Genomic DNA, 22,608 nt, shown 5'->3' on the forward strand with positions numbered 1-22,608 from the left:
TATCAATTAAAAAGCAGGTATCTAAGAAAATCAAATTTCTTCTTAAATGCCCGCTTCTTTTAACGAAAAATGACCAAGAAAACTGGTTTGAAACTGCGCCCTTGTCTTAACTTGTTTACCAAATTCATCAATTAAGCCGTGAAATTCTTTGGCATCCCGGCTGCTGAAGTCAGCCGGCAAAATAATCTGCTGTTTCAGCTTGGCATAACTGTCAATTCTTTGAAAGCCCAAATACCCAAATAGATTTCGCGCGTATTTATCTGCAATAAAAGTCGGCTGATCGAAGACGTAAACCAGCAGTGAATCCGCAGTTTCTTCGCCAATCCCAGGCAGCTTCAACAGCTGCTGACGTAACTTTGTGCCGTAACGCGCCACCATCCCAGTAAAATCCTCATGATACTCGGTAAACCATGTCAAAACACTTACCAGGCTTTTGGCCTTATTAACGTAGAAACCGCTCGGTCGGATCAACTGCTGAAGCCGTGTTATTGGTAATTTCAGGATTCGCGCCGGCTCAAGATTTGTTGCCCGCCTTAAATTGTTGAGTGCCAAGTCAACATTGTTCCAATTCGTGTTCTGAACCAAAATAGCGCCAATAACAATTTCGATTTTTGTATCGGCCGGCCACCAGTGCTGCGGTCCCATTTCAGTATAGAGTTTGTGATAAAGCGGAACCGGATTGATTTTATTCATTTAAACCACCTCACGCTTTTAGTTTATCACGCCTGCTTATACGTGAGGCGACCACTTTGAAACGCAATCACACCAAGTGCCCGATCGATCAAAATACCACTCAGGCGATGTTGATTAATTAATCGTAAGAATTTACCCGTACCGGCATTAATCCCGGCAACCGCCCAGGCCACGGCATCGCTTACCCGTTGGCCAATCACGGTCAGCTGCTTAATTGGGCTTTGAGAGCGGGCGAGTGCTTTAGCGTTAAGCGTCACAATCCCGCCGTTGGCCAACTGATCTCGTTCCAGCAGCTCATTTTCGGCTAATGAATTATAAATTCGAATCGGCCACTGATAATTGGAGCCCTTTTCAACCGCTGTTCGCACCATTTCATCAGCATTCAACCACACCCCAATCACTGGGCCGCCAATCAACGGCTTTAAATCTTCATTAAAGATTTCATCTATCAGCCAACTTTTCATTAGTTCAATTGACGCCGGCTGTTGATCACCGATTTGATCGAAATAACCGTCAGTCTGACGCCGGGCACGTTCGGCAATCAACTGAATCGTTCGCAGATCGGGCGCATACAACTGATTTTGAACCGGCCAACGGAACTTTCCAGCTGCCGGTGAGGCGTCATTTTGTGAAGCAGCTAATTGACTGACTTTCGTTAGTTTGGTTTTAATTTGAATAAGGACACGCATAAAGCGGTCTTTTAACAGTGCCATATTTTTAAAAGATTCCTGGACAATCAATGAAATCTGAAATTGTTGAAATAATGTTGTTGGCAGTTGATAGTTAATTGTTTGCATTTAAAAGCCTCCAGACTTTAATGATTTAAGTTAAACCCATCGTAGTGAAACGAACTTAAGTGAGCCTTAAGCCATTAAAAAAGCACCCGAATTACCGGATGCTTTAATGCTTTCTTAACTTATCAGTCGTTATCCGGATCCTCAATCCAGTTACGGGAGCGCGTCTTTTTTCGGTTTTGATACTGAAGAAAAGCCCAGGCCACAAAGCCAAAGAAAATTGGGCCGATAACTGTCCAGAAGGCCGTTTGATAATCATGCGAAAGAACTGGGGCAATTGCCGTAAAGCCAATGCCGGCAGCCAGAACAAACAGAACCACGCCAACAATAAAGTCCGTCCAGTGGCGATTGGTATAAATCTCAAATGGCCGATCCAGGTTCTGTTTTCGTTTAAAGAACGGGAAGGCGGCAATTAAAAACAGGTATGGAAATGACGTTGAGATGTTGCCCATATTGGTCAAAATAACGTAAAACTGCTGAGCGCTGGAACCACCGAAACTGACAAAGAAGATAATAACAACCACAACGGCTGCCTGCGTCCACATTGCAAACGCCGGCATCCCCTTCTTGTTGAGCCGGGTCATTCGTTTTGGCCAAAAGTTGGGGTTGGAACCCATAATAAAGGATTTCAGCGGTGAATAAACCAGCACAAAAAATGAACCGACATACCCGATGAACATCCCCAGACCGGCAAATCTGGCAAATAAGCCGCCTAAAAAGGCACTGCCGGCAGCTGACAAATGGAAACCTTCACCCAACGCGTAGCCGAGGTTGTTCATCAAAACATAGGTAATATTTCCCAGGTTAACCTGATCATTTCCCAGCACCTTTTGCCAATTCGTACTGATTCCCCAAAGAAAGATCGTCAGCGAATAGCCCAGGGTGATAACAACGGCAGAAATAATCAAGCCCCGGGGAAATGTTTTTTCCGGCTTATCCATGTTATCCGTCACACCACCCATTGATTCGGTTCCGGCATACGCAAATACGGCGTAAACGATAAATGAAATCAAAGTAACCGGGGATTGAAACTGTGGATTTGGCGACTGAATAAAGCTGGTAACACCGTGAATTGGCTGGGCAAAGTGGCCGCCGCTCAAGTACAGAATCAATAGACTGGCAACGCCAAAGAGAACGTTTAATAGGATAGTGAAAACACCACCAATTGATGCAATTCGGGCAATTGAATCCATCCCCCGCACTGCAAACCAGGTAATCGTCAGAATCCAAAAAATTGCCAGGATCCCAATCACCTGGTTGGAACTCAATCCTAAGATTCCCCAAGATTGGGTTTTATCGCTGCCAAACAGCGTTGTTGAAAATGGAATCCAAACCTTGGAGGCTGTCGAGGTCATCCAAATTATCCAAGAGGACAGCCAAATGAATGTCCCGATAAAGGCCCATTCTTCACCGATTGATCCGGCCAGCCACGAGTATATCCCACCATGGGCATCTTTAAACGTGGCACCGTATTCGGCAAACATCAACGAACTTGGCAGCAGGAAGAAAACGGCTGCCAAAGCGTACCAAATAATACTGGCATACCCCATCTGTTCATAAGCAACGGTCGTATTGGCAAAGCCAAAGATCGTTGAAATGATCATCAGGACCAAACCGCTTGTCTTGATTTTGTTACGTTTCATTAGTTAATAACTCCAATTCACAAATTTATAAACCTATCACTTTAAAACAAAAAACAGTATAGAAGTTACAAATAAAAAACAGCTGTGAGTGGCGTTATAAAAAAATGGCAAGATTGAAAAGTGAATGAGAACGAGAAATCTGCTTAACAAAACCAACTCTCAATCCAGCTGTCAGTTATTATCATTTACCTGAGTTTCATAACCCGGATTTCATTGTAAAATATCATTATCAGTCTTAAGGACCGTTCAACGGGGCTGTGAATAATTATCCAGTTATTAAATACTATTGACCTGAAATTAAACCGACATTTCCCCGTAAACTTCTTTTTCTAAAAGCCTTTTAATGAAGTTGTCATTTTCCAACTTCCCTTTTCATTAAGTGAAAGGGATTTCAAACAAATAGTCCCTTGAAATCACTTTTCAATTGCGCCTATAATTAAGGAATTGTGAGCTTTATGTCAGCACTACATATTATTTTGGAGGATATTTATGAATAATGATAAATCAAAGGCGCCGAAAAAGTTTCACCTTTCTCAACGCCATCATATGACAATTCCGTGGAACAGCTTTATTCAAAATGAAAATGTCCCCGCGCGAAATGCCAGTCTCCGTGAACGGGCCTCAATTGTCGGTAGAATCGGCATCATCATGCTGTCATGTGGAACCGGGGCGTGGCGGGTTCGGGATGCTATGGACAACGTTGCCCGTAAGCTGGAACTAACTTGTTCTGCAGACATCGGCCTAATTTCATTAGAATTCACCTGTTTTAGTAACGAACACAGCTACACCCAGGTCTTATCCTTACCCAATACCGGTGTGAATACAGACAAATTGAATATTTTAGAAAATATGGTCAAGAATTTTGATGACGATTTCTCTTCACTGACTGTTCGACAAATTCATCATATTATTGACAAAGTCCAAGAACGGCCCAAACAATATACACCTGTTGCTTCAGGGTTAGCGGCTGCGCTTGCCTGCAGCGCCTTCATCTTTTTGCTGGGTGGTGGTATTCCGGAAATGATTTGCTCCTTTATTGGTGCCGGCATTGGTAACTGGACGCGGGCCATTATGGGCAAACATTCTATGACAACCATTGCCAGCATTGCGATTAGCGTTGCCGTCGCATGTCTGACCTATATGTATACGTTCAAAATTTTCGAATTTTACTTCCAGGTTCTCGCCCAACATGAAGCTGGTTATATCGGCGCGATGCTGTTCGTGATTCCGGGATTCCCGTTTATCACCAGCATGCTGGATATTTCCAAACTAGATATGCGTTCCGGGTTGGAGCGGCTTGCTTATGCCATTATGATTACGTTGGTGGCAACTTTAGTTGGCTGGTTGGTTGCCCTAATTTTTAACTTTCGACCGGAAAACTTTCTGCCGCTCGGCCTTTCGCCAATCGTAATCATGCTTTTACGGCTCCCCGCCAGTTTCTGTGGTGTTTTTGGCTTTTCAATTATGTTTAACAGTTCCAGAAAGATGGCGATGGTCGCAGGCTTCATTGGTGCCCTTGCTAATACATTACGATTGGAATTGGTTGATTTAACATCAATGCCGCCAGCCGCAGCTGCTTTCTTTGGTGCGTTGTTAGCGGGCCTGATTGCTTCCGTGGTGAACCGATACAACGGCTACCCACGAATTTCACTAACCGTCCCTTCAATCGTGATTATGGTCCCCGGCCTATATATCTATCGGGCAATTTATAACATCGGGACCAACCAGATTGCAGTTGGCGCACTTTGGCTCACCAAAGCCGCTTTAATCATCATGTTTCTACCACTTGGACTATTTGTTGCCAGAGCGTTATTGGATAAAGAATGGCGTCACTTTGATTAATATGAAACCATGAAAAAACAGCTGCGGTTATGCACCCAGCTGTTTTTAATTAAAATCACTTAGTTTATATGTCGTCTTGAACGTCCGTTGGTTTGCCCTTTATCCAAAATTTCGGGTTCATCATTTCTGTTTCGGGCATATTCCCGCTGCCGACCAAATTGATCGGTATTTTTGGCAGTATCGTTTGTTGAACGGTTAAAAACATAGTAGACAGCCACTGCTGCCAATAAAAGTAATGTGATCATTTAACAGCCTCTCTTCTGATTACGAGTCTTATCCTGCTCAAAACGTATTTTAAGCATCGTCGATTATCAAACTTGTAATTGATAATTGTTGTTAGTTTACCGCGTATCACGCAAGAGTCAAGTTATTTAACAGTCCACCCAGCAGCTTCCGAATCTAACGCGACCAGCAAGGCCTTTCACGCCGGTTAAGGAATGGTTAAGATTCCACTCACAAATACCTAATCACAATTGCAGTTTCCGTTTGCCATCATTTCTTTTGGCAGACAATTACAGGAAACTTTATCCGGAGCCGTTTCAGCCTTTTCAGCCAAAAGCGTTTGAAGCTGCTTAATGTCATCTTTTGAAAGCTCTCGGGAACGGACCACGTCCAAAAGCGCGCCACCAGCCCGCATTGCACACATGTGGTCGAATAAATTTACCGCAGCAGCGCCCATGGAATCTTTTTCATCCACTGCCGGCTGATATTCAAACGGCCGACCAGTGCCAACCCGGACAACCGCCTCTTTGGTAATTAAGCGATGAAGCAGCGTCTTGGTAGTTGACTCTGACCACCCTCTGGCCGAAGCCATCGCATCAATCAGCTGCCGACTGGTAACCCGCTTTAAGGTCCAAACAGCCCGCATAACTTCCCATTCGGAATCGGAAATCGTAACATCTTTTGCGTCAATCATTTTATGTTCCCCTTTAATTTCTACTTACAATAAGCAAACTTTTTAGTTTCTTCAACTTATTGTTACTCCAAAGCATAGTTTACATTTGTAGTCATAAAAAAGCAAGCCGGAACATACAAAAGCCACCGGGACTGAGCATTTGCCCAGTTCTGATGACCTTTGGTTTTAATGAGCACCCCATTTAATCCCGGGTTGCTTTGCCAAAATATGATCAATTTCATTAAGTTCTGCTGAACTGAAATCCAAGTGATCCAACGCCTTGACGTTATCAACCAACTGTTGCGGCCGGCTGGCACCAATCAGCACACTGGCAATTTCCGGTTCCCGTAAGTTCCAGGCAAGGGCCATTTCGGCTAATGTCTGGCCGCGTCGTTTAGCTACTTCGTTTAATTGGCGGACTGTCCTGATTGTTTCATCAACCTGCAGCGGATGCAAAAACGGACTGGTTGACTTGGCCGCCCGTGAATTATCGGGGATCCCGTTCAAATATTTGTTCGTTAACAATCCTTGGGATAAGGAACTAAAGCTGACAGCCGCCTTACCTTCACGCCGCAGCACCGGGATTAAGTCATCTTCGATTGTTCGATCAAACATATTGTAGCGTGGTTGGTGAATAACAAATGGTGTCCGCAAATCATTAAAAACTTTAGTAATGGCAGCAGTTTGTGCCCCATTATAATTCGAAATACCGATATAGAGAGCTTTGCCTGCTCTTACCAGCTGATCCAAAGCGAGTGCGGTTTCACTAACCGGCGTCTTCGGATCAGGTCGGTGGGAGTAAAAGATGTCCACGTAATCCAGCCCCAACCGCTTCAAACTCTGATCGGCACTGGCCAAAATACTTTTTCTGGAACCCCAATCGCCGTATGGGCCCGCCCACATCTGATAACCGGCTTTGCTGGCAATAATCATTTCATCACGATACGGTTTCATATCGGTCGCCATTATCCGACCAAAATTTTCTTCGGCACTACCTGGAATTGGACCATAGTTGTTTGCCAAATCAAAATAAGTAATCCCTAAATCAAATGCCTGATGAATCATTGCCTTTTGATTTTCGTAGGGATCGACACTGCCAAAATTATGCCAGAGGCCCAATCCCAGTGCGGATAATTTCAAACCGCTGTTACCCACCCGATTATAAACCATGTTGTCATATCGCTTCGTACTTGCTTGATACATCGTAAACGCCCCGTTTCATTTTTAGTTGCTTTTGATTCATCATTTCTTTAAGCTTAATATTAAGTGTACAACTTCAAGTTAACTTGAAGTAAACGAAAACTGCATTTTTATCAAGACATCCGAACAGCGGAGCAGGCTCATAAGCCACTGCCGGACTGGAATCAATACCGTTCAAGCGCCTTTTAATCATTTACAGCGGCTGGTGAATAAATCCGATTTTAACCCGGGCTTATTCACCAGCCGCTTTATTTTAAATCAGTTATTTTTTAACGACGCTTTTAACTTGGTAAGTATCGTCCAACAACGTTACCGTTGCATTCTCCAAGCCAACAATTGTCACCCGCTTGTCCTTAGTCACAAATACCGCGCCGTAAATATCCGGCCGGTCAACTGCCCAGCCGGGAATTGGTTGGCCGGCAAAAAAAAGTCGGGCCGTTTCAATTTCGCCGTCAATCGATTTTTTTGAAAAAATCGTCACGCTGGCTAAATCATTTTCTTTTGGATAACCGGTCTGCGAATCCAAAATGTGATGATAGGAATGACCGGCAGCTTCCAAGTGACGTTCATAAATGCCACTGGTTACCGCAGAGCAGGGACCAATGGCAACGTTTAAAATTGATTGACCCCGCTTGGAATTTGGTTCCTGCACACCGATCCGCCATAAGCCATCGGTATGCGTCGGCGCATCTCCGACCAACAGCAAGTTACCACCCAAATCAATCATCCCTGAGCGCCGGCCGTAAGCCCGCCAATAATCGGCGACCCGGTCTGCAATATAACCTTTGGCAATGCCGCCAAGATCCAGTTCCATGCCCGGTTGCTTTAAAAAGATCGTCAAATTTTGATCATCAAAATTCGTTTGGTCGGGATCGATTATTTTTAATCGCTCGTTGATGGCCGTTTGGGTAGGTACCTGAGCCCCCGCAAAACCAATTCGCCACAGTTTTACCAGCGGTCCAATCGTCGCATTAAAGCCAAATCGCTGTCGGCTTAATTGAAGTGCTCGTTTGGTCAGTGTATAGGTCGCATCTGAAACCTGTACCGGCTGTTTGCCGGCCGCCTGATTAATGGCCATAACTTCCGAGTGTGGTCGATTAACCGTTAACAGGTCTTCGTAATAAGCAATCAATTGATTACTGGCATTCAATTGTGAATCGGTAACGTTCCCAAATAACGTCAAATTAATTTTGGTTCCTAACCCGTAATAGGTTTTAGTTGTCTTTTGCCGTGCTAAGTTTTTTTCGATCATCCTTCACCTTGCTGCTCTATCTTTTTGTTAATCTGTTTAATGTCCGTGGCGCTGACCGCGCATAACGTGATCAGCGTGTTCCAGCATTTCGTTGACAACGTCTAAAATATGCGGATCATCCAACTGGTAATAGTTGGCCTTGCCAACCCGCTCGGAACTTACCAACTGATGTTTTCGCAGCAGCGCCAATTGATGGGAAACCACCGATTGCTCCAAACCCAGCAGTTCACCAAGCTCGCTAACGTTTAATTCCCGTTGTTCCAAAACTTTAAGCATTTGTAAGCGGGATGGGTTACTCAACAACTTAAAAATGCGTTCTGATTCTGCTAATCGCTTCGGATCAATCAAATCAATCCCGGTTAATGAATCTTTTTCAACCAAAGGTGCCACTCCCATCATCAGTTCAAAGTTATTGACTATCTGTTCATTATACCATCCAAAAAGCCGCTATTTCCCTTTGTTTATCAGGAAACAACGACACAGACTCAATAAAATTTAGTTTGCACTTATTAATCGGCTTGGCGGGCTTCCTGCAAAGATTCCCAACCCTCACTGGCAATGAAATAAACCAAGACTAATGCAGCGATTGAATCAGCCACCACCAGTTAAACAGAAATGTCAGCAATGCCCCGACCAAAACGGTTGCCGCCATGTAGGCACACGTAATGTTACACATGCCGTCTTCAACCAGCGCTGCCGAGTGTAACTGCTTGCCAAGTGACCGCTTTTTAATTGTCAAAATCGGCATTAAAACCACCGAGGCCAATGCAATGGCCATGCCGGAATAACTCGTATCAGCTGCCTGATGCGTAAAAAGATTCACCAAAGAAACAAAAACAACATAAACGGACAGCAGTAGTAAAATAACGCCAACAATCAGTGACGATCGCTTTTCAGCCCGTTCAATTTCAGCGGCCGGTGCTGCATTGGCTTCTTTTCGCAACCGCCAGATTAAAGTCCCACCTGAAATGAGTTCCAAAAAGCTGTCCAGACCAAAAGCGATTAATAGAATTGAACCAGCCTTAATCCCCGAAATAAAGCCCACCAAAAATTCAAATGCCATCCACCCGGTTGAAAAATACTCAGTTCGAAGGCTTTTGTTAACCAATCTTTCCTTTAATAAATTACTTTCCATACTAAATCTCCTCATACTTGATAAACCACTTTATATGTTACTTATTTCATATGTAAATAATAACATGTTTTATTTTAAAAAGATACTGATTCAATTAAATTACTATCGCGATATCAATTGTTTTATGGTATAATTACATTAATTCAAAACAACACTATTCGATTAATTATTATGAATATATGTAAGTCCATCTCCTTTTAATTCTAACTAGGATTATCCCGATTTCACTAATTGTTGTACTATACCGTTATTAAGCCCTAGTGTTGTTTTGAATAACAAAAAGCTGACCGCTATCATCCACGGTCAGCTTTTTATTAACTTCAGAGATTTAAGCCGTTGGTTAACTTATATATATAGACATGTTACTGATCTCTGCATATATCAATCAACCAGCTTAATCTTAAACTGCTCTGGACCATCAATCGATGCAACTCTTACCACAAGATTGTCCGGCAATTTTGGCGCGTCATACCAAAAATCATGATGCTCATGGGCTTCGAACTTGAAGAAGTAGCGGTAATGATTCCCTTCCCGCTTAACAAGCAGATATCCCGGTTTACCATCCGACAGCTTAATTGGTTGCGGCGTATTGGTATTGTGAACCAGTAATTCGGTCATGTACTCACCTCCCTCCGCTATTATCATATCAATTTTTAACGAATAAGCAAGTATTATTTCGAGTGGCTTGAATTATTTTTTAGGGAACCCGTAAACTTACAAAGCCACCGGTAATTTGGCTGTCTCAATTGTCAAAAAGCCGGTCAAATCAGCGAATTAATGGGCGATTGACCGGTTTTTTAATTTCAATTTTTGGATTTCTAATACAAAACTTCCGTATGCATATAATAATTTTGATTATTAATCAGATATCTTTCCGAAATCTCAACCGAATCAGTGTATTGAGAACCCGCATTTTCCGGAATTAACGTCACGGCATGCTCTCCGGTTCGGGTAACCGTTAGCCGATACTGGTGCTTACCGCTCTTTGCGACCCGGGTTAACGGGGCCCCTTTAACCCGGGTCGCAACATAAAAGTTAGTTACGTTTCCACTAACAGTCGTCTTTTGAATTTTCGCATAAGCGATCGGTTTGGGCGCAGAAGCTTGAAAAACCCGCACCTTGGCATAAGATTCAAGGTACCCGTCAACTGTTACTTTAACGCCACTGCCTTTCGCCGTTGTTTCGTTAACCGGCCACTTAATCCCCTGCCAAAGATTACCGTCTGCGATATAATCACCGGCTGAACGGGTGTCAGGATCAGTTACCCGATAGTATTGCAGATATATCGGCGCTGCCACCTGCTTAAAGGTCTGTTTGGCTGCCCAAATACCGGCCGTCATATTCGGCTTGCTTTTTGCCGTGTAAAATGGTTTGCGCAGTCGGTAACTCATCGTATCCATATCGATCGTAAAAACGGCCGGTGATTCTTTTTGCTTTTGCCGGTGCTGGCAACCTGAACAATTGTCCCTTTGGGAAGGGTGATTTTGACCTTTTTATAATAAGAATTGGTCACAGTTACTTTTTGTCTGGTTTGCAGATACTCCCGCGGTGAAAGCGATAAATACGTTGTTTTGGCGGCAACCGGTTTCACCGGTATCACCAAGACCAACAAAAATCCAACTGCTACCAGCCATAAAAGTCGTTTTATTGTCATGATTGATCCGCCCCCAAAAAGCCGGCACTTTCAGTATACATATAATAGTCTTCCCCACCAACTTGATAAATTTCATTCAACGTTACTCTGGTAGCATTGTCCTGATCAGGAATCGCTGTCGACGTCGTGTGCGCTGTTTTTTGAATCACCAATCGATAGCGATCACTTCCCTTTGACGTAACTTTTGTGGTCTTAACCATCTTGGGACGGCTTTTAAAATATAAGTAGAGCCGCTTAGCCGACCGATTATAAACGGTTTTTTGAATTTTAATTGTCCCGGTTGGCTTGGGACTGATTAAGTATTTAAAAGCTGAATTGGTAAACGTCTCCAGATAGCCGTTCGTTGTAATCGTTAAACGGGTCCCAGTCTGCTGAGCATAGGCTGCCGGCAGCGTGGTTCCCCGCCACAGATCACCATTGGCAACGTAATGGCTTAACGTGTGCCCCTGCGTACTTCTGGTCAGTGCATAATAGGCCAGGTATTTGGGCTTGGGAGTCTTGCCAAAGTTTTTGCCCTTTGCCAAAATCCACCGACTAACCCGACTTGCTTTTGGCGATGCCAGTAATGGTTTACGAAGTCGATAATCGAGTCGATTAAGGTTGAGTGAAACATATTTTTGGCCATTTATCAGCTTAACATCCGAGACTAACACCGTGGTCGCCTTGGGAATCGTCAGCTTAACCGCCCTTGAAGAATTCGTTGTTTTAATCGTGCGTTTCGTCGTTAAAAAACTGTTTTTAACAACTTTTGATGCTGCGGCCGATATCGGTCGACTTGCCGACAAGGTCAGCACCGTTATCATCGCAGCGGATAACCACCATTGTTTCCCCATGACACACAATCCCCCAATAAAAAAGTTATTTCATAATCATTTTAATTCTTTTGCCGACCAGCGTTAAATAACGACCAGTCATCATTAACGATTGAGTTGATCCGCCAGCTCAGCGACCCGCTTTTCAATTTGATCCCTTACCTGACGGAAAACGGTCAACACCGCCTCTTGATCACCAACAGCACTTGCCGGATCCGGTAATGGCCAGTGGATCCGCTTAACCGTTGGCGGTGTCATCGGGCAGCGGTCCCGGGCATCCCCACACAATGTCACCACCAAATCACTATGGCTCAGGTAAGTTGGCTCAATCAGCTTTGAATATTGATGGGAAATATCAATGCCCTTTTCAGCCATTATCTTAACAGCCAGCGGATTCAGGCCGTGGGTTTCCAAACCGGCACTTTCAATCCGCCATGTCCGATTCAGCAGTTGTTTAGCAAACCCCTCCGCCATTTGACTGCGACAGGCGTTTCCCGTACATAAAAAATAAATTTGCGGCATTGTTTCAACCTCATTTCATGGCATTAATTAATTTATATTTTCACCCAGTCAACGCCCAATAGCAAGCAACTTAACTGCCAATCCGCTTGAAAAGCTGAAACGATAATCCGCCGCAAGACCATTTAGCTCATTTTAAATAAATAACAACTAAATCTTAAACACTATTTCAATCTGCAAAATTCCGTTAACGGATCACAAATTAACTGTAACCTCATTGCAAAATTGACCCGTTATGATTAGAACCATCAAAAAATAAAATCCAATGAGGTGTTCTTTTGAAATTTAGTAAGACGATTTTAAGTTTAGCATTTGCCGGCGCCATTTTCGGTGCAACAGCAACGAGTGCCAACGCTGACACGTACCAAGGCAATCAGGCGCCACAAACTGAAAAGACTTACCAACAGGCATACTATGGTACCAACCAAGCTTCATACAGCGCAAACTATGGCCAACCACAAACTTCAAATCAGACTACGACGACAACGAAAACGACCACGACCAAAACAACAACTTCAACAACCAGTAGTACTAACACCAACGCGGATGCGATTGTTTCCCTCGCCAAGCAACTGGCTTCGAAAAACATCCCTTACGTCTGGGGTGGCGAATCACTCAAGGGAATGGACTGCTCCGGGCTAACCGATTATGTTTATCAACAAGCGGCTGGTATCAGCCTGGGTCACAATACCGTTACTCAGGAAAGCCACGTGACTAAAAAAGCCGTTTCCAAAGCGCAACCGGGCGACCTGCTCTTCTGGGGTAACCAAGGTGCAACCCACCACTTGCCATTTATATTGGCAACAATCAATACGTTGCCGCACCTCAACCAGGTCAAAATGTTGAAATTCAGACCATCAGCAGTGCGTTTATGCCAAGCTTTGCCGGTCAAGTTAACGGCTGAATCGCCGATACACGAAACCACTAATCAAGTTAAATTAAAAAGACGGCCCTGTCACACCAACTGCATTTGACTTGCAGTGATGTGCGCGGACCGTCTTTTTTGATTACACACTGTCGTCAGCTGCCCGATCATACGTAATCGGTAATAAGCAATCGAACCCGGCAGCCACCTTTCTTAAAGTAACCGTTCCCTTGGAACTGCCAAAATACAAGTGAACCTTTTGGGGATGGGCCCGGTCTGTAAATTTATCGATTAAAACGTGAATGGTAAAAACCCGCTTGGTATGTGGCAGCAATTGTTCGGACTGGCCGTCGTCAATTACCAGTTCATCGGTACCGTTTAAGATACTGCCATTTCCAATGGTCAACTGCCTGACACCACCGAAAGTCACAGCATTTGAAAAATTATTTTGAACCGTGTACTGGACCTTCAGATAGGTGTATGGGTTGCTAACCTTATCCAAATTATAGTCACTGGCGGAATTAATCCGTTGGGCAGCCGTTTTCGGCGTATTGGTACAGATCTTGGCCCAATTAATCGTCGTAATCAGCTGGTTACGGGTATAAACCACGTTTCGTTTGGTTGAAATTCCGGTTAATTTAATTCTGCCATATTTGGCACTGTTGTAATACTGACCAATTTTATACAACGGCGCATGGTCAATATCGTTGGGATCCTGTTTACGAGTGGCTGCCCGCTGACTGCTGTTTTTCTTCTCGAGGCTGCTTGACTGCTTATCGGCTGATTGATCATAAGCCGATTAATTATCGTCTGCCCACCAAATAGAACGATGAGCAACCCGACAATGCACAGGGACATGATAAACCACCAGCTTCGGTACCAATGACTCGGTCGGCCCCTCCGTGGGTGTCTGATGATAACCCCTTCTTTCCCAAAAATTAAATAACGGCGCTATGTACGCTAAAAACTATAAATTAATAATAGCATGAAAATTCGACTTTCAAACTAATTATTTGAATATTTTTGGCGCCCGTTTTCACTTGGTAATAATCGTGATTATGTAAAACGGGAGCTGGACAAAAGTAATTCTGTCCCGCTCCCGTTCGGATCAGCTATCAATTTTCAATTTTCGTTCTAAACACTGATTCGTCCCATGGTCAACAGTACAATTCCCAAAACTGCGCCGACTGCAATTGCAGCCGTCACAACTGTTTCGATTCTTGAAAACCATTTTTCACAGCCGGCATCTTTTCGGGTCTTCATGAAAAGAAAGAAGCCTGGGATATAGGCAATCGCACATAATAGAACGAACTGTAAGCCTGCCATGTAAATACCAACACATTCGAAAATGAAGGCAAAAATGCCAATTAACAACTGAAGCCAATTTCCCTTTTCCCGTAAATGACGATACGAATACTTTACCTGATAGGCAGCAACAAAGATATAGCAGATCACAATCGCTGCCGTACACAGAGAATAGGCAAAATTATAGGCCCGATCCGTAAACAACAGCGTAAATAAGAACAGTTGGATCAACGCACCGCTGATAATCAGTGAAAAAGTCGGCGCACCGTGCTTATTTTCCCGGCCAAAGATTGGCGGCAGCAGTTGACGCTTTGACATCAGCATTACCGTTTCCGCCGGCAGCATCGTCCACGACAGCCAAGAACCCAGCGTCGAAATAATCAAGCCCAGGCTGATCAAAGCACCACCCCAATTACCGACCATACTTTTAAAGATGTACACCATCGCCGGCTGATGAATGCTGGTTAACTCGGCTCGACTTAAATAGCCGTATGGCAATACCGAAGCCAGAATGTAAATTGCCAATAGGCACCCCAACCCCAAAATGGTTGCCTTACCGGCATCTGATTTTTTCTTTGCCCGTGAAGACATCATCGTCGCGCCTTCAATGCCGACAAAAACCCACATCATGACCATCATACAATTTTTGATTTGTGTGCCGACTCCAAGGCCACCGTTAAAGTTACCGCTGACGTTATTCCAAAAGTGTGCCGTAAAGACGTTGGCTTTAAAAATTAAAACTGAAAACACAATAAAGGTAAATAATGGAATCAACTTACAGATTGTGATCACGGCATTTAAAATTGCGGCACTTTCAACCCCCCGATTCACAATGTAAGTCAACCCCCAGGAAATAATACTGGCAGTGATAATTGCCGGAACGTTGTTACCGGATTTGAATACCGGAATAAAGTAGCCAACCGCACTCATCATAACAGTCGCAAACGCCACGTTACCCATCCAAGACGACAGCCAGTAACCCCAACCGCTGATAAAGCCGGCGTACTGGCCAAACCCTTCTTCGGCATAGGCAAAGACACCTTCTAAATCCGGCCGTTTTAAGACCAGATTATTCAACGAAAGTGCCAGCATTAAAATCCCGAAGCCAACAATTCCCCATGCAATCAAAACCGGGCCGGGAGAAGCAGCTGCCGCCAAATCAGACGTCAGGGCAAAGACCCCGGCACCAATCGATGAGGTTACTACCATGGCAGTTAAGGCTGTCAGACCAATACCGCCAGGTTTACTTTTATGAGTTGCTTGAATTTCCATGAGATAATTCCTTTCCTGCATCCCTTGAATCATGCATTCACCAAATTGTTAATCGAATTGCCACCAGTTAATCAGTTAATAAAATCAGAATCGTCATGATGCTTGGTTGCATATTAGAATAGCACGACTTTGATGATTGATAAAATAATAAATCCGGGAATGCGCCATAACATCAATTCTTTTAAAGACGGCCATATTTTCGCATACCAAGATTAAAAAATAGAAAAAGTATTCACATTAAGCGGTTTCAATTGCAACCTTTTTCCAAAATTACCAGGTGCTTTTCTCCTCAATCCAGCTAAAGGGTGCTATGCTACTAACAGTCATTATTTGAAATGGAAGCGATAAAATGAGTGATAAAACCAACGGTATTGCGCGTTACCATGCGCTGTTCGGCACCGAAATCCACGATCCTCGGGTTATGTTTGAAATGCTGACCGTCAATGTTTTTCAGCCAGGATTGAACTGGCGGATTGCCGCAAGCAAGCTACCGGTTTTTGACCGGGTCTTTAAACACTTTGACGTTTACGAAATTGCTAAATTTGATGAACCGGACTTTGAAAAAATAGAAGCTGATCCCGAGATGATTCGCAATCCAAGAAAAATTCGGGCGGTCGTTCAAAATGCCCGGGCAGTCTTGAATCTAAGCCTGAATTTAAAGATTTGGCCGATTATCTATGGTCCTTCAAGCCTAAGGATGATTTGGTTGAAAACGCGCTGGTTCAGGATTCGAGTACGCTGGGCGCGCTGGTCGCCAAAGATATGAAGAAACGCGGTTTTACCTTTGTCGGGCCAATCACCGTTGAATTGCTGCTGGTTGGCACTGGGATTCTCAAACGAATCACCCCGTAAGCCAGGTTTGAATAATTCAATTAGTAATTAAACAACAGCATCGAAAAAAGGCGTTCCGCCACTTGGCAGAACGCCCTTTTAGCACTGACTAATTCACTATTAGTCCAGCTTAGTCTTATTGGTAACGTTTAATTTGTCATCGAAATCATAAACGACCGGTTCACCGGTTGCCATTTCAAGATTCATAATATCTTCGTCTGAAATGTTTTCGATATACTTGGAAAGTGCCCGCAATGAATTACCGTGCGCAGCAATCACAACGTTTTTACCGTCAAGCAAAAGCGGTGCAATCTTGTCTTCCCAGTAAGGCATAACCCGTTCCAGGGTAACCTTCAAGTTTTCACCACCGGGTACGATGTGGGGATCAAGGTTGGCATAACGACGATCATGAACAGCCGAACCTTCATCGCTGGCATCCAAAAGTGGCGGCAAAACGTCATATGAACGACGCCAAATATGAACTTGATCTTCACCATATTTTTCTGCGGCCTTAGCTTTGTTGTGGCCTTGTAATGCACCGTAATGACGCTCGTTCAAACGCCATGTTTTTTCTTCAGGAATCCAAAGCTGGTCTGAGTATTCCAAAACGTAGTGCAACGTCTTGATCGCACGAGTCAAAACGGAGGTGAAAGCATAATCGAATTCAATGCCGGCTTTTTTGATTAATTTACCAGCATTGATAGCTTGCTTAACCCCTTCTTCACTTAAATCAACATCAACCCAACCGGTAAATTGGTTGGAAAGATTCCATTCACTTTGACCATGACGAATTAAAACAAGTTTTGCCAATATCATTACCTCTTTCTATATCTCTATCAGATTGATTTTACACCAAATCAACATAATTTTCAGCAGAATTCCAAAATTTTCTGTGAAAGACCGATCAAACTGGCCGGACTCTCAATTTTTCAATTCTTAGTATTTGAAGGATTTGGTTTCCGGCTTTGGCTTTGTAGGCGATAATGGCTCATCATGCCGTTTGACGCTAAAATATCCAATAGGAAGGTGAAAACCGGCACACCACAAATTAGTCCCCAGACGCCAAAGAAATGCTCGCCAACCAACAGGACCACAAACGTGTAAAAGATCGGTAAATTGGTTTTGGACGCCATGAATTTTGGGTTCAGTACGTAGGCTTCCAACGCATGAACAACGATGATTGTGATGATGAGGTATAAAACATCCTGCAAGCCGCCAACTGAATACCCTACCAGTGATAACGGCACAAACGAAATAATTACCCCGGCCACGGGAATCAAGCTCAAAATGAAAACCATCAATGCCAAAACAGCCAATTGCGGCAAATGCATAAAGGCCAAAACAATTGTAGTCAAAACCGTATTGACAATCGCGATGAAAAACTGTGCTTCAATCACCACGCCAAACGTGGAAACAAATTTCTTACCGAAAAAATAAAGATCTTGAAAGAACCAGTCAAAATCACTTTCTAAAAACAAATGAGAAAACTTCGTCATCGTTTTTCTCTCAATTGCAAAGAAAAAGCTGAGAATCATTGACAGAAACAATGTGATTCCCATTGTTCCGACACCCGTAATATACTTCCAAATGAGTGAAACCCCGTTTTTCATCTGTGCCATGATATTACTTTGCTTAATTAGCTCATTTACCCAGCTTAACGTTGTATCATCCGGCAGGTTATTGGGATCAGAATAAAAATCAACAATGTCCTTTGTTGAACTAATCGCCTGATCCGCAATTTGAGGAATATAAACGGTAATCCCAAAATACAGTCCCGCGACTACCAATAAGTAAACAACCACCACAATGACTTCCGGTGGAATTTTAACGAATCGGCGAACCGTGTTGGTTAATTTAACGACCAACAAACAAAAGATAAATGTTAATAAAAACGTACTCATCATACTCCGGGCAAAATATAAAATAAGGATAACCAGTCCTAAAACCGTAAACCTTCTAAGCGGCACATTACTCACAAATTTGGCCCAATTTGACAAAGAACCACCCCTCCAAATAATTCTAATCTCTGGCATTTATCTTACGCTTTTGCATCAGTTTCTCATAATAAATGTGACAGAATTAACGACAAATTAAGAAACTTTAATAGTTTACTGATTCTGCCGGTTTTTCAAGAATAAAAAATTGCTGATACCGGTAGTTAGTCGTATCAACAATTTTCGCTCATTTAAATAATTCACCGGTTCACTTATATCGTTCCTTAACATACTGTCCAATCGATTCATGCTGGTCATGAGCGCCTTTAATAATGTTTTTAACATCTTGGTCACTCATTGCGTTGGAATCGATGCCAGCGGCGCTAATCTGCTTTCTGGCGCTGGTTACTTGGGAAGCCGTGATCTGTTTACCATTAATCTGATTTTTCTTTGGGTTAACGGTATATTCATTTGATCCCTTGTAAGCTTTTGCGGCTTTCTTTTCGGACGGTGTCAAGCTGGCGCTACTGTTAGGGGCAACATTCGGTGTGTTAACACTACTACTCGTTGAGGATGTTGGCCCAAAGCTGCTGCTTGTCGAGGAACTACCGGCTGGTGTAGTGGCACCGGTGTCGCCTGTCGGGCTGCCGGTTAAAGCTGCATTATTTTTAGCCCGCAATTGTTTGGCCTTTTTCAGGATTGCTTTGTAGTAGTTCTGCTTAGCGGTTGGGTCAGTAAAAATCTTATTCAGGGTACTATTGGACTTCGTATAATTTCCTTCCCCGGTTTCATTCAAAGCCTGGTTATAAATCTGATTATATTTCTTGATATTCCCTTGAATCGTTTTAATCGTTGCCAACTTATTCTTTGAACGATCCTTTAACGTCTCGTTACCGTTTTTAGCGTCTACTACTGATTGATAGCCGTCTTTGGCGCTCTCATAATCACGATCGTTAAATGAATCATTGGCAGCCAAATAATTCTGCGTCTGACCCAATAATCGGGTAGCCTTTTTATCATTCGGTTTTCTCTTTAAAGCATTTGTAAACGAAGTTTCCGCGGCAATATAGCGTTTATTGGAAATCTGAAGGCTGGCCCGCTGCATCGAATCATTATATAATTTCTCGTTCTGAGAATGACGGGCGTATGCGTAACCACCCACTGAAGCGGCAATAACAATGGTGATTACAATCCAAATCCACTTTTTCAAAGTAAGCCCTCCTAAGAATTAATTATTCATCATTATTATACCATTATGCCGGTGGGGCTTAAAATAGTTGACGTGCCGGAATCAATTCCGTGACCCAACGACAAGAAAAACGACCATCTGGTTAAATGATCGTTTTTCTCGTTAATGATTATGGGAAGGCACGGGAAACTTTAGTTGAAACGGGAATGGTAGTTATTTGGTTTGGGGAGCTTGTTGTGACTGAAGTTTTTGAATCTGTGCGTTATTTTGGGAAATTTCATTTTGAAACTTAGTTCGACTTACCCTAAAATTCGTCATAATGTTCTTATAATTTTCCCTATCTTTATCAATCTCTTGTTGCTTTTTGTTAATCTCAAATTGCAACTTCTCTTCAGCAGATTTATTTTGCAAACTTAGTTCTCCCCCGCTTCCAATCGCAGAAAGCTTCTTACTTTCAACTTGATTAAATTTCACTTGCAAATTATGCAACTGGCGTTTTTGCTCTTGAATATCAGAGAAATTATCTGATTCCAGATTTTCATCCATTTTACAAATAGATTTAGTCAGTTGATCGACATCTGCACCGTTTTGTTTATTTGCATTTTGAAGCTTAACAATTTCATCAGTGACCTGGTTAGTATGATTAATACTCTTTGCCGGTCCACTACCACCAAATGCCTGCCGATTCAACCCAGCCAAAAAGTTCAAGAACCGCTGATGAAGATTCATCCACGCATTCCACAATGTGTTCAGTAAGTCCGTCCGCAGGTTGCCGGTTACCAAACCATTAATCCGATTTAACAGCTGTTGCAGCTGTGAATCTATCGAAGTCCGCCAAAACGGGGTCATGGTTTGACGACCCGTTTGGAAATTATCCATTTGCAGGTTCAATTGGGCAATATCATTGCTGACTTTGTCGGCTTCAACATCTGCTTGGCTGCCAACCGTTGTTGGCTTTGGCGCACTTGATTGAGCCGCTTGCGCTTGGGGTGCTGTCGGGGTTGTCGGGGTTGTCGGAGCTGGTGACGTTGGGACAACCGGCTTGATTTTAGCCGCCTTTTTCGTCAATCCCTTTACCTGGAAGCCGATTGATTTGGTCTTATAACCGGCTTTGGAAATGCTAACCTGATATTTCCAGCCGCCCTTGAGTTTGTGCTTCAATTTCAACACAAAATGACCGTGGCGATCAGCTTTGGCTACCCCATAAGTAACCGTGCCACGAGTCAGCTTAATGTGCGCACCGCGAACGGTTTTACCGGTGATCTTTTTGGCACTTGCACTCGCTGGGGTCACCTTAGCCTTTAAAGCTGCTGTTTTGGCCTGAGCGGCTGTCGTTCCCATGAATGCTACCGGCACCACTAAAGCGGATAAAATGTATTTATTCATCAAATTCCTCCAAGAATCGTTATTAGTGAACACGTTAGGCCGCTTTTCGATTTTCGTTTTATTACCTTCCCCCAAAAAGATTTAATAATTTTAATCAAAAAAAGAACCCAACCTTGCCCACATAATTTAAATACGTAAACAAGTTGGATTCCTTTTTATTTTTGAAAATTATTTTAAAAAATGACGGTTTCTTAGTCAGCCTGCTTGAATTGGCCAGCAGTTAAAGCTGACGCTGCAACCCAGCCATGACCTTTAACGTAAAAGAATGTCTTGGACTTGGTTGTCTTAGTCGCAGCTGTCTTAACTGATTTGGTAACATAATACGTTGTGGCAGCCTTCAACTTACCTTTCTTCGTCAAGGTAAAGGATGGTGAATCAGCACCAATTGAAGCTTTATATAAAGTTGGTGCAGCATCCTTAGTATGATATACCTTTGCCTTGCTAAAGAAGTTTGTGCCGTTCTTAGCAATTGTATACTTGTAAGTTGTCTTATTTGCTGCTTGGGTTGTTTGAACAGTTTGAGTTGAAGCAGAAGCCGCCAGTGGTGCGGTAAATGCTAATGGAAATGCCAAGGCAGCGGTTGCAATTAATACATTCATTTTTTTCATGATCTAAATCCCTCCTAAACTTTAATGACTAGAGTATATTCTGTTACAGAATTATTTCAAACAAAGAGTTGCTTTTTCTATTCAGCTTAAGAATATTTTAAATAAATTAGCTCTTCAAAGCATTGATATGCTAATGCTTAGAGAGATTACAAATTGTTTTATTTTCTCCTAAGATGGGCTTGTGTTGTTACAAAAGTATTACATTTCCGGATGGCTATCAACATTCAAATACTAATTTTTGATCATTTCCTTTCGAAATAAACCCAAACATAGTATGATTAATTCAATTGGCAACAACGACTACGTTAAGTTTGAAAGGAGCCTATTTATGGCTAACGATTCAGAAGACTTTATTAAACAGCATATGTTTGGAAATCCCCAGATTAAACCTGATGAAAAGCGGGCATTTCTGGGCAATTTTCGTGAACGGGTTGCGATTGCGCTAACCATTTCCCAGCTTGGTCAATCCCAAACAAAAGACATGGTTACCAAAATTTTCGATCAATATCCCGAATATCGGGCTTACTTAAACGGTAAAATGCCCCAGTCATTAATCGATGATTACATGGGATTAGCCATCGATCATCATTATCAATTTACTATTTTAGTTCAAAACGGCGTCCGGGTTGACCAGCCGGTTGGTCCAAATGATTTTGGCCTGGTAGTGGCCGATCCCAAAAATAAAATCAAGCGCCGCATTTTAATTTAATTGACCAAATCATTTCAAGAGCTACAAAAATCCGTCCCACAAGTCGCAATGGCTTGCAGGACGGATTTTT

Annotated in this window: 22 protein-coding genes and 3 pseudogenes; 4 read left to right on the forward strand and 21 right to left on the reverse strand. The window is 43.0% G+C overall.

The annotated features are described in order from the left end of the window. Positions 1–42 precede the first annotated feature (42 nt). The 3 genes from JCM14108_RS04440 to yjeM form a co-directional block, all read right to left on the reverse strand. Entirely contained in the window at positions 43–693 is a 651-nt protein-coding gene (locus tag JCM14108_RS04440; RefSeq protein WP_035178662.1) for an endonuclease III domain-containing protein, read from the reverse strand. Positions 694–719: 26 nt separating this feature from the next. Next, entirely contained in the window at positions 720–1,490 is a 771-nt protein-coding gene (locus JCM14108_RS04445) for a hypothetical protein (protein ID WP_035178665.1), read from the reverse strand. A gap of 122 nt (positions 1,491–1,612) precedes the next feature. Next, entirely contained in the window at positions 1,613–3,130 is a 1,518-nt protein-coding gene (gene yjeM, locus JCM14108_RS04450; protein ID WP_035178668.1) for a glutamate/gamma-aminobutyrate family transporter YjeM, read from the reverse strand. A 489-nt stretch (positions 3,131–3,619) separates the two neighbouring features. On the opposite strand from yjeM, the gene JCM14108_RS04455 reads away from it, so the two are divergent. Further along, complete coding sequence (locus JCM14108_RS04455) at positions 3,620–4,972, forward strand: threonine/serine exporter family protein (RefSeq protein ID WP_035178671.1); 1,353 nt, start codon at positions 3,620–3,622, stop codon at positions 4,970–4,972. Between the two features lie 59 nt (positions 4,973–5,031). Here JCM14108_RS04455 and JCM14108_RS04460 read toward each other — a convergent pair whose 3' ends face one another. The 11 genes and pseudogenes from JCM14108_RS04460 to arsC form a co-directional block, all read right to left on the reverse strand. Then, positions 5,032–5,217: a hypothetical protein gene (locus JCM14108_RS04460; RefSeq protein WP_035178672.1), complete on the reverse strand. Its 186-nt coding sequence runs from the start codon at positions 5,215–5,217 to the stop codon at positions 5,032–5,034. A gap of 218 nt (positions 5,218–5,435) precedes the next feature. Beyond that, positions 5,436–5,888: a CopY/TcrY family copper transport repressor gene (locus tag JCM14108_RS04465; RefSeq protein WP_035178674.1), complete on the reverse strand. Its 453-nt coding sequence runs from the start codon at positions 5,886–5,888 to the stop codon at positions 5,436–5,438. 165 nt (positions 5,889–6,053) lie between these two features. Next, a complete protein-coding gene (locus JCM14108_RS04470) occupies positions 6,054–7,070 on the reverse strand; it encodes an aldo/keto reductase (protein WP_035178676.1) in 1,017 nt (338 codons plus the stop codon). A gap of 259 nt (positions 7,071–7,329) precedes the next feature. Beyond that, positions 7,330–8,319 (reverse strand): FAD:protein FMN transferase, encoded by a 990-nt coding sequence (locus JCM14108_RS04475; protein WP_081759846.1) that lies wholly within the window; start codon positions 8,317–8,319, stop codon positions 7,330–7,332. Positions 8,320–8,355: 36 nt separating this feature from the next. Further along, the gene (locus tag JCM14108_RS04480; RefSeq protein ID WP_035178713.1) at positions 8,356–8,715 is read right to left on the reverse strand and encodes an ArsR/SmtB family transcription factor; all 360 of its coding nucleotides are present in this window, start codon (positions 8,713–8,715) and stop codon (positions 8,356–8,358) included. A 113-nt stretch (positions 8,716–8,828) separates the two neighbouring features. Next, positions 8,829–9,454, reverse strand: a pseudogene (locus JCM14108_RS04485) (cation efflux transmembrane domain-containing protein). Positions 9,455–9,835: 381 nt separating this feature from the next. Next, on the reverse strand, positions 9,836–10,072 hold the full coding sequence (locus tag JCM14108_RS04490; RefSeq protein WP_035178677.1) for a hypothetical protein: 237 nt from the start codon (positions 10,070–10,072) through the stop codon (positions 9,836–9,838). A gap of 200 nt (positions 10,073–10,272) precedes the next feature. Further along, positions 10,273–10,845 carry a hypothetical protein gene (locus JCM14108_RS04495; protein ID WP_237745710.1) on the reverse strand — a complete coding sequence of 191 codons (573 nt, stop codon included), beginning with the start codon at positions 10,843–10,845 and terminating at the stop codon, positions 10,273–10,275. Next, positions 10,842–11,108 carry a hypothetical protein gene (locus tag JCM14108_RS15100; protein WP_237745711.1) on the reverse strand — a complete coding sequence of 89 codons (267 nt, stop codon included), beginning with the start codon at positions 11,106–11,108 and terminating at the stop codon, positions 10,842–10,844. The genes JCM14108_RS04495 and JCM14108_RS15100 overlap by 4 nt, the downstream gene beginning before the upstream one ends. After that, positions 11,105–11,941: a hypothetical protein gene (locus JCM14108_RS04500; protein ID WP_051996016.1), complete on the reverse strand. Its 837-nt coding sequence runs from the start codon at positions 11,939–11,941 to the stop codon at positions 11,105–11,107. Before JCM14108_RS04500 ends, JCM14108_RS15100 begins: the two co-directional genes overlap by 4 nt. An 84-nt stretch (positions 11,942–12,025) precedes the next feature. Next, positions 12,026–12,442: an arsenate reductase (thioredoxin) gene (gene arsC / locus JCM14108_RS04505; RefSeq protein WP_035178678.1), complete on the reverse strand. Its 417-nt coding sequence runs from the start codon at positions 12,440–12,442 to the stop codon at positions 12,026–12,028. 557 nt (positions 12,443–12,999) lie between these two features. Between arsC and JCM14108_RS04510 the strand changes: the two are divergent. Further along, positions 13,000–13,343: pseudogene (locus JCM14108_RS04510) on the forward strand (C40 family peptidase); the annotation flags it as partial. 103 nt (positions 13,344–13,446) lie between these two features. Here JCM14108_RS04510 and JCM14108_RS04515 read toward each other — a convergent pair. Beyond that, positions 13,447–13,992 (reverse strand): hypothetical protein, encoded by a 546-nt coding sequence (locus JCM14108_RS04515; RefSeq protein ID WP_237745712.1) that lies wholly within the window; start codon positions 13,990–13,992, stop codon positions 13,447–13,449. 446 nt (positions 13,993–14,438) lie between these two features. Then, positions 14,439–15,881 (reverse strand): arginine-ornithine antiporter, encoded by a 1,443-nt coding sequence (gene arcD, locus JCM14108_RS04520; RefSeq protein WP_035178681.1) that lies wholly within the window; start codon positions 15,879–15,881, stop codon positions 14,439–14,441. A gap of 349 nt (positions 15,882–16,230) precedes the next feature. On the opposite strand from arcD, the pseudogene JCM14108_RS04525 reads away from it, so the two are divergent. Beyond that, positions 16,231–16,733: pseudogene (locus tag JCM14108_RS04525) on the forward strand (DNA-3-methyladenine glycosylase I). 99 nt (positions 16,734–16,832) lie between these two features. Here JCM14108_RS04525 and JCM14108_RS04530 read toward each other — a convergent pair. The 5 genes from JCM14108_RS04530 to JCM14108_RS04550 form a co-directional block, all read right to left on the reverse strand. After that, positions 16,833–17,522: a 2,3-diphosphoglycerate-dependent phosphoglycerate mutase gene (locus JCM14108_RS04530; protein WP_035178683.1), complete on the reverse strand. Its 690-nt coding sequence runs from the start codon at positions 17,520–17,522 to the stop codon at positions 16,833–16,835. 119 nt (positions 17,523–17,641) lie between these two features. Next, positions 17,642–18,709 carry an AI-2E family transporter gene (locus JCM14108_RS04535; protein ID WP_152536906.1) on the reverse strand — a complete coding sequence of 356 codons (1,068 nt, stop codon included), beginning with the start codon at positions 18,707–18,709 and terminating at the stop codon, positions 17,642–17,644. A 205-nt stretch (positions 18,710–18,914) separates the two neighbouring features. Further along, entirely contained in the window at positions 18,915–19,856 is a 942-nt protein-coding gene (locus tag JCM14108_RS04540) for a hypothetical protein (RefSeq protein WP_035178685.1), read from the reverse strand. A gap of 192 nt (positions 19,857–20,048) precedes the next feature. Further along, on the reverse strand, positions 20,049–21,221 hold the full coding sequence (locus tag JCM14108_RS14060; protein ID WP_051996018.1) for a BAR domain-containing protein: 1,173 nt from the start codon (positions 21,219–21,221) through the stop codon (positions 20,049–20,051). Between the two features lie 191 nt (positions 21,222–21,412). Continuing rightward, positions 21,413–21,829 (reverse strand): hypothetical protein, encoded by a 417-nt coding sequence (locus JCM14108_RS04550; RefSeq protein WP_035178688.1) that lies wholly within the window; start codon positions 21,827–21,829, stop codon positions 21,413–21,415. 328 nt (positions 21,830–22,157) lie between these two features. Between JCM14108_RS04550 and JCM14108_RS04555 the strand changes: the two genes are divergently transcribed. Further along, positions 22,158–22,538 carry a DUF1694 domain-containing protein gene (locus JCM14108_RS04555; protein ID WP_035178691.1) on the forward strand — a complete coding sequence of 127 codons (381 nt, stop codon included), beginning with the start codon at positions 22,158–22,160 and terminating at the stop codon, positions 22,536–22,538. The last annotated feature ends 70 nt before the right edge of the window (positions 22,539–22,608 follow it).

The organism is Lentilactobacillus farraginis DSM 18382 = JCM 14108 (assembly GCF_000583655.1).
Classification (GTDB): Bacteria; Bacillota; Bacilli; order Lactobacillales; family Lactobacillaceae; genus Lentilactobacillus; species Lentilactobacillus farraginis.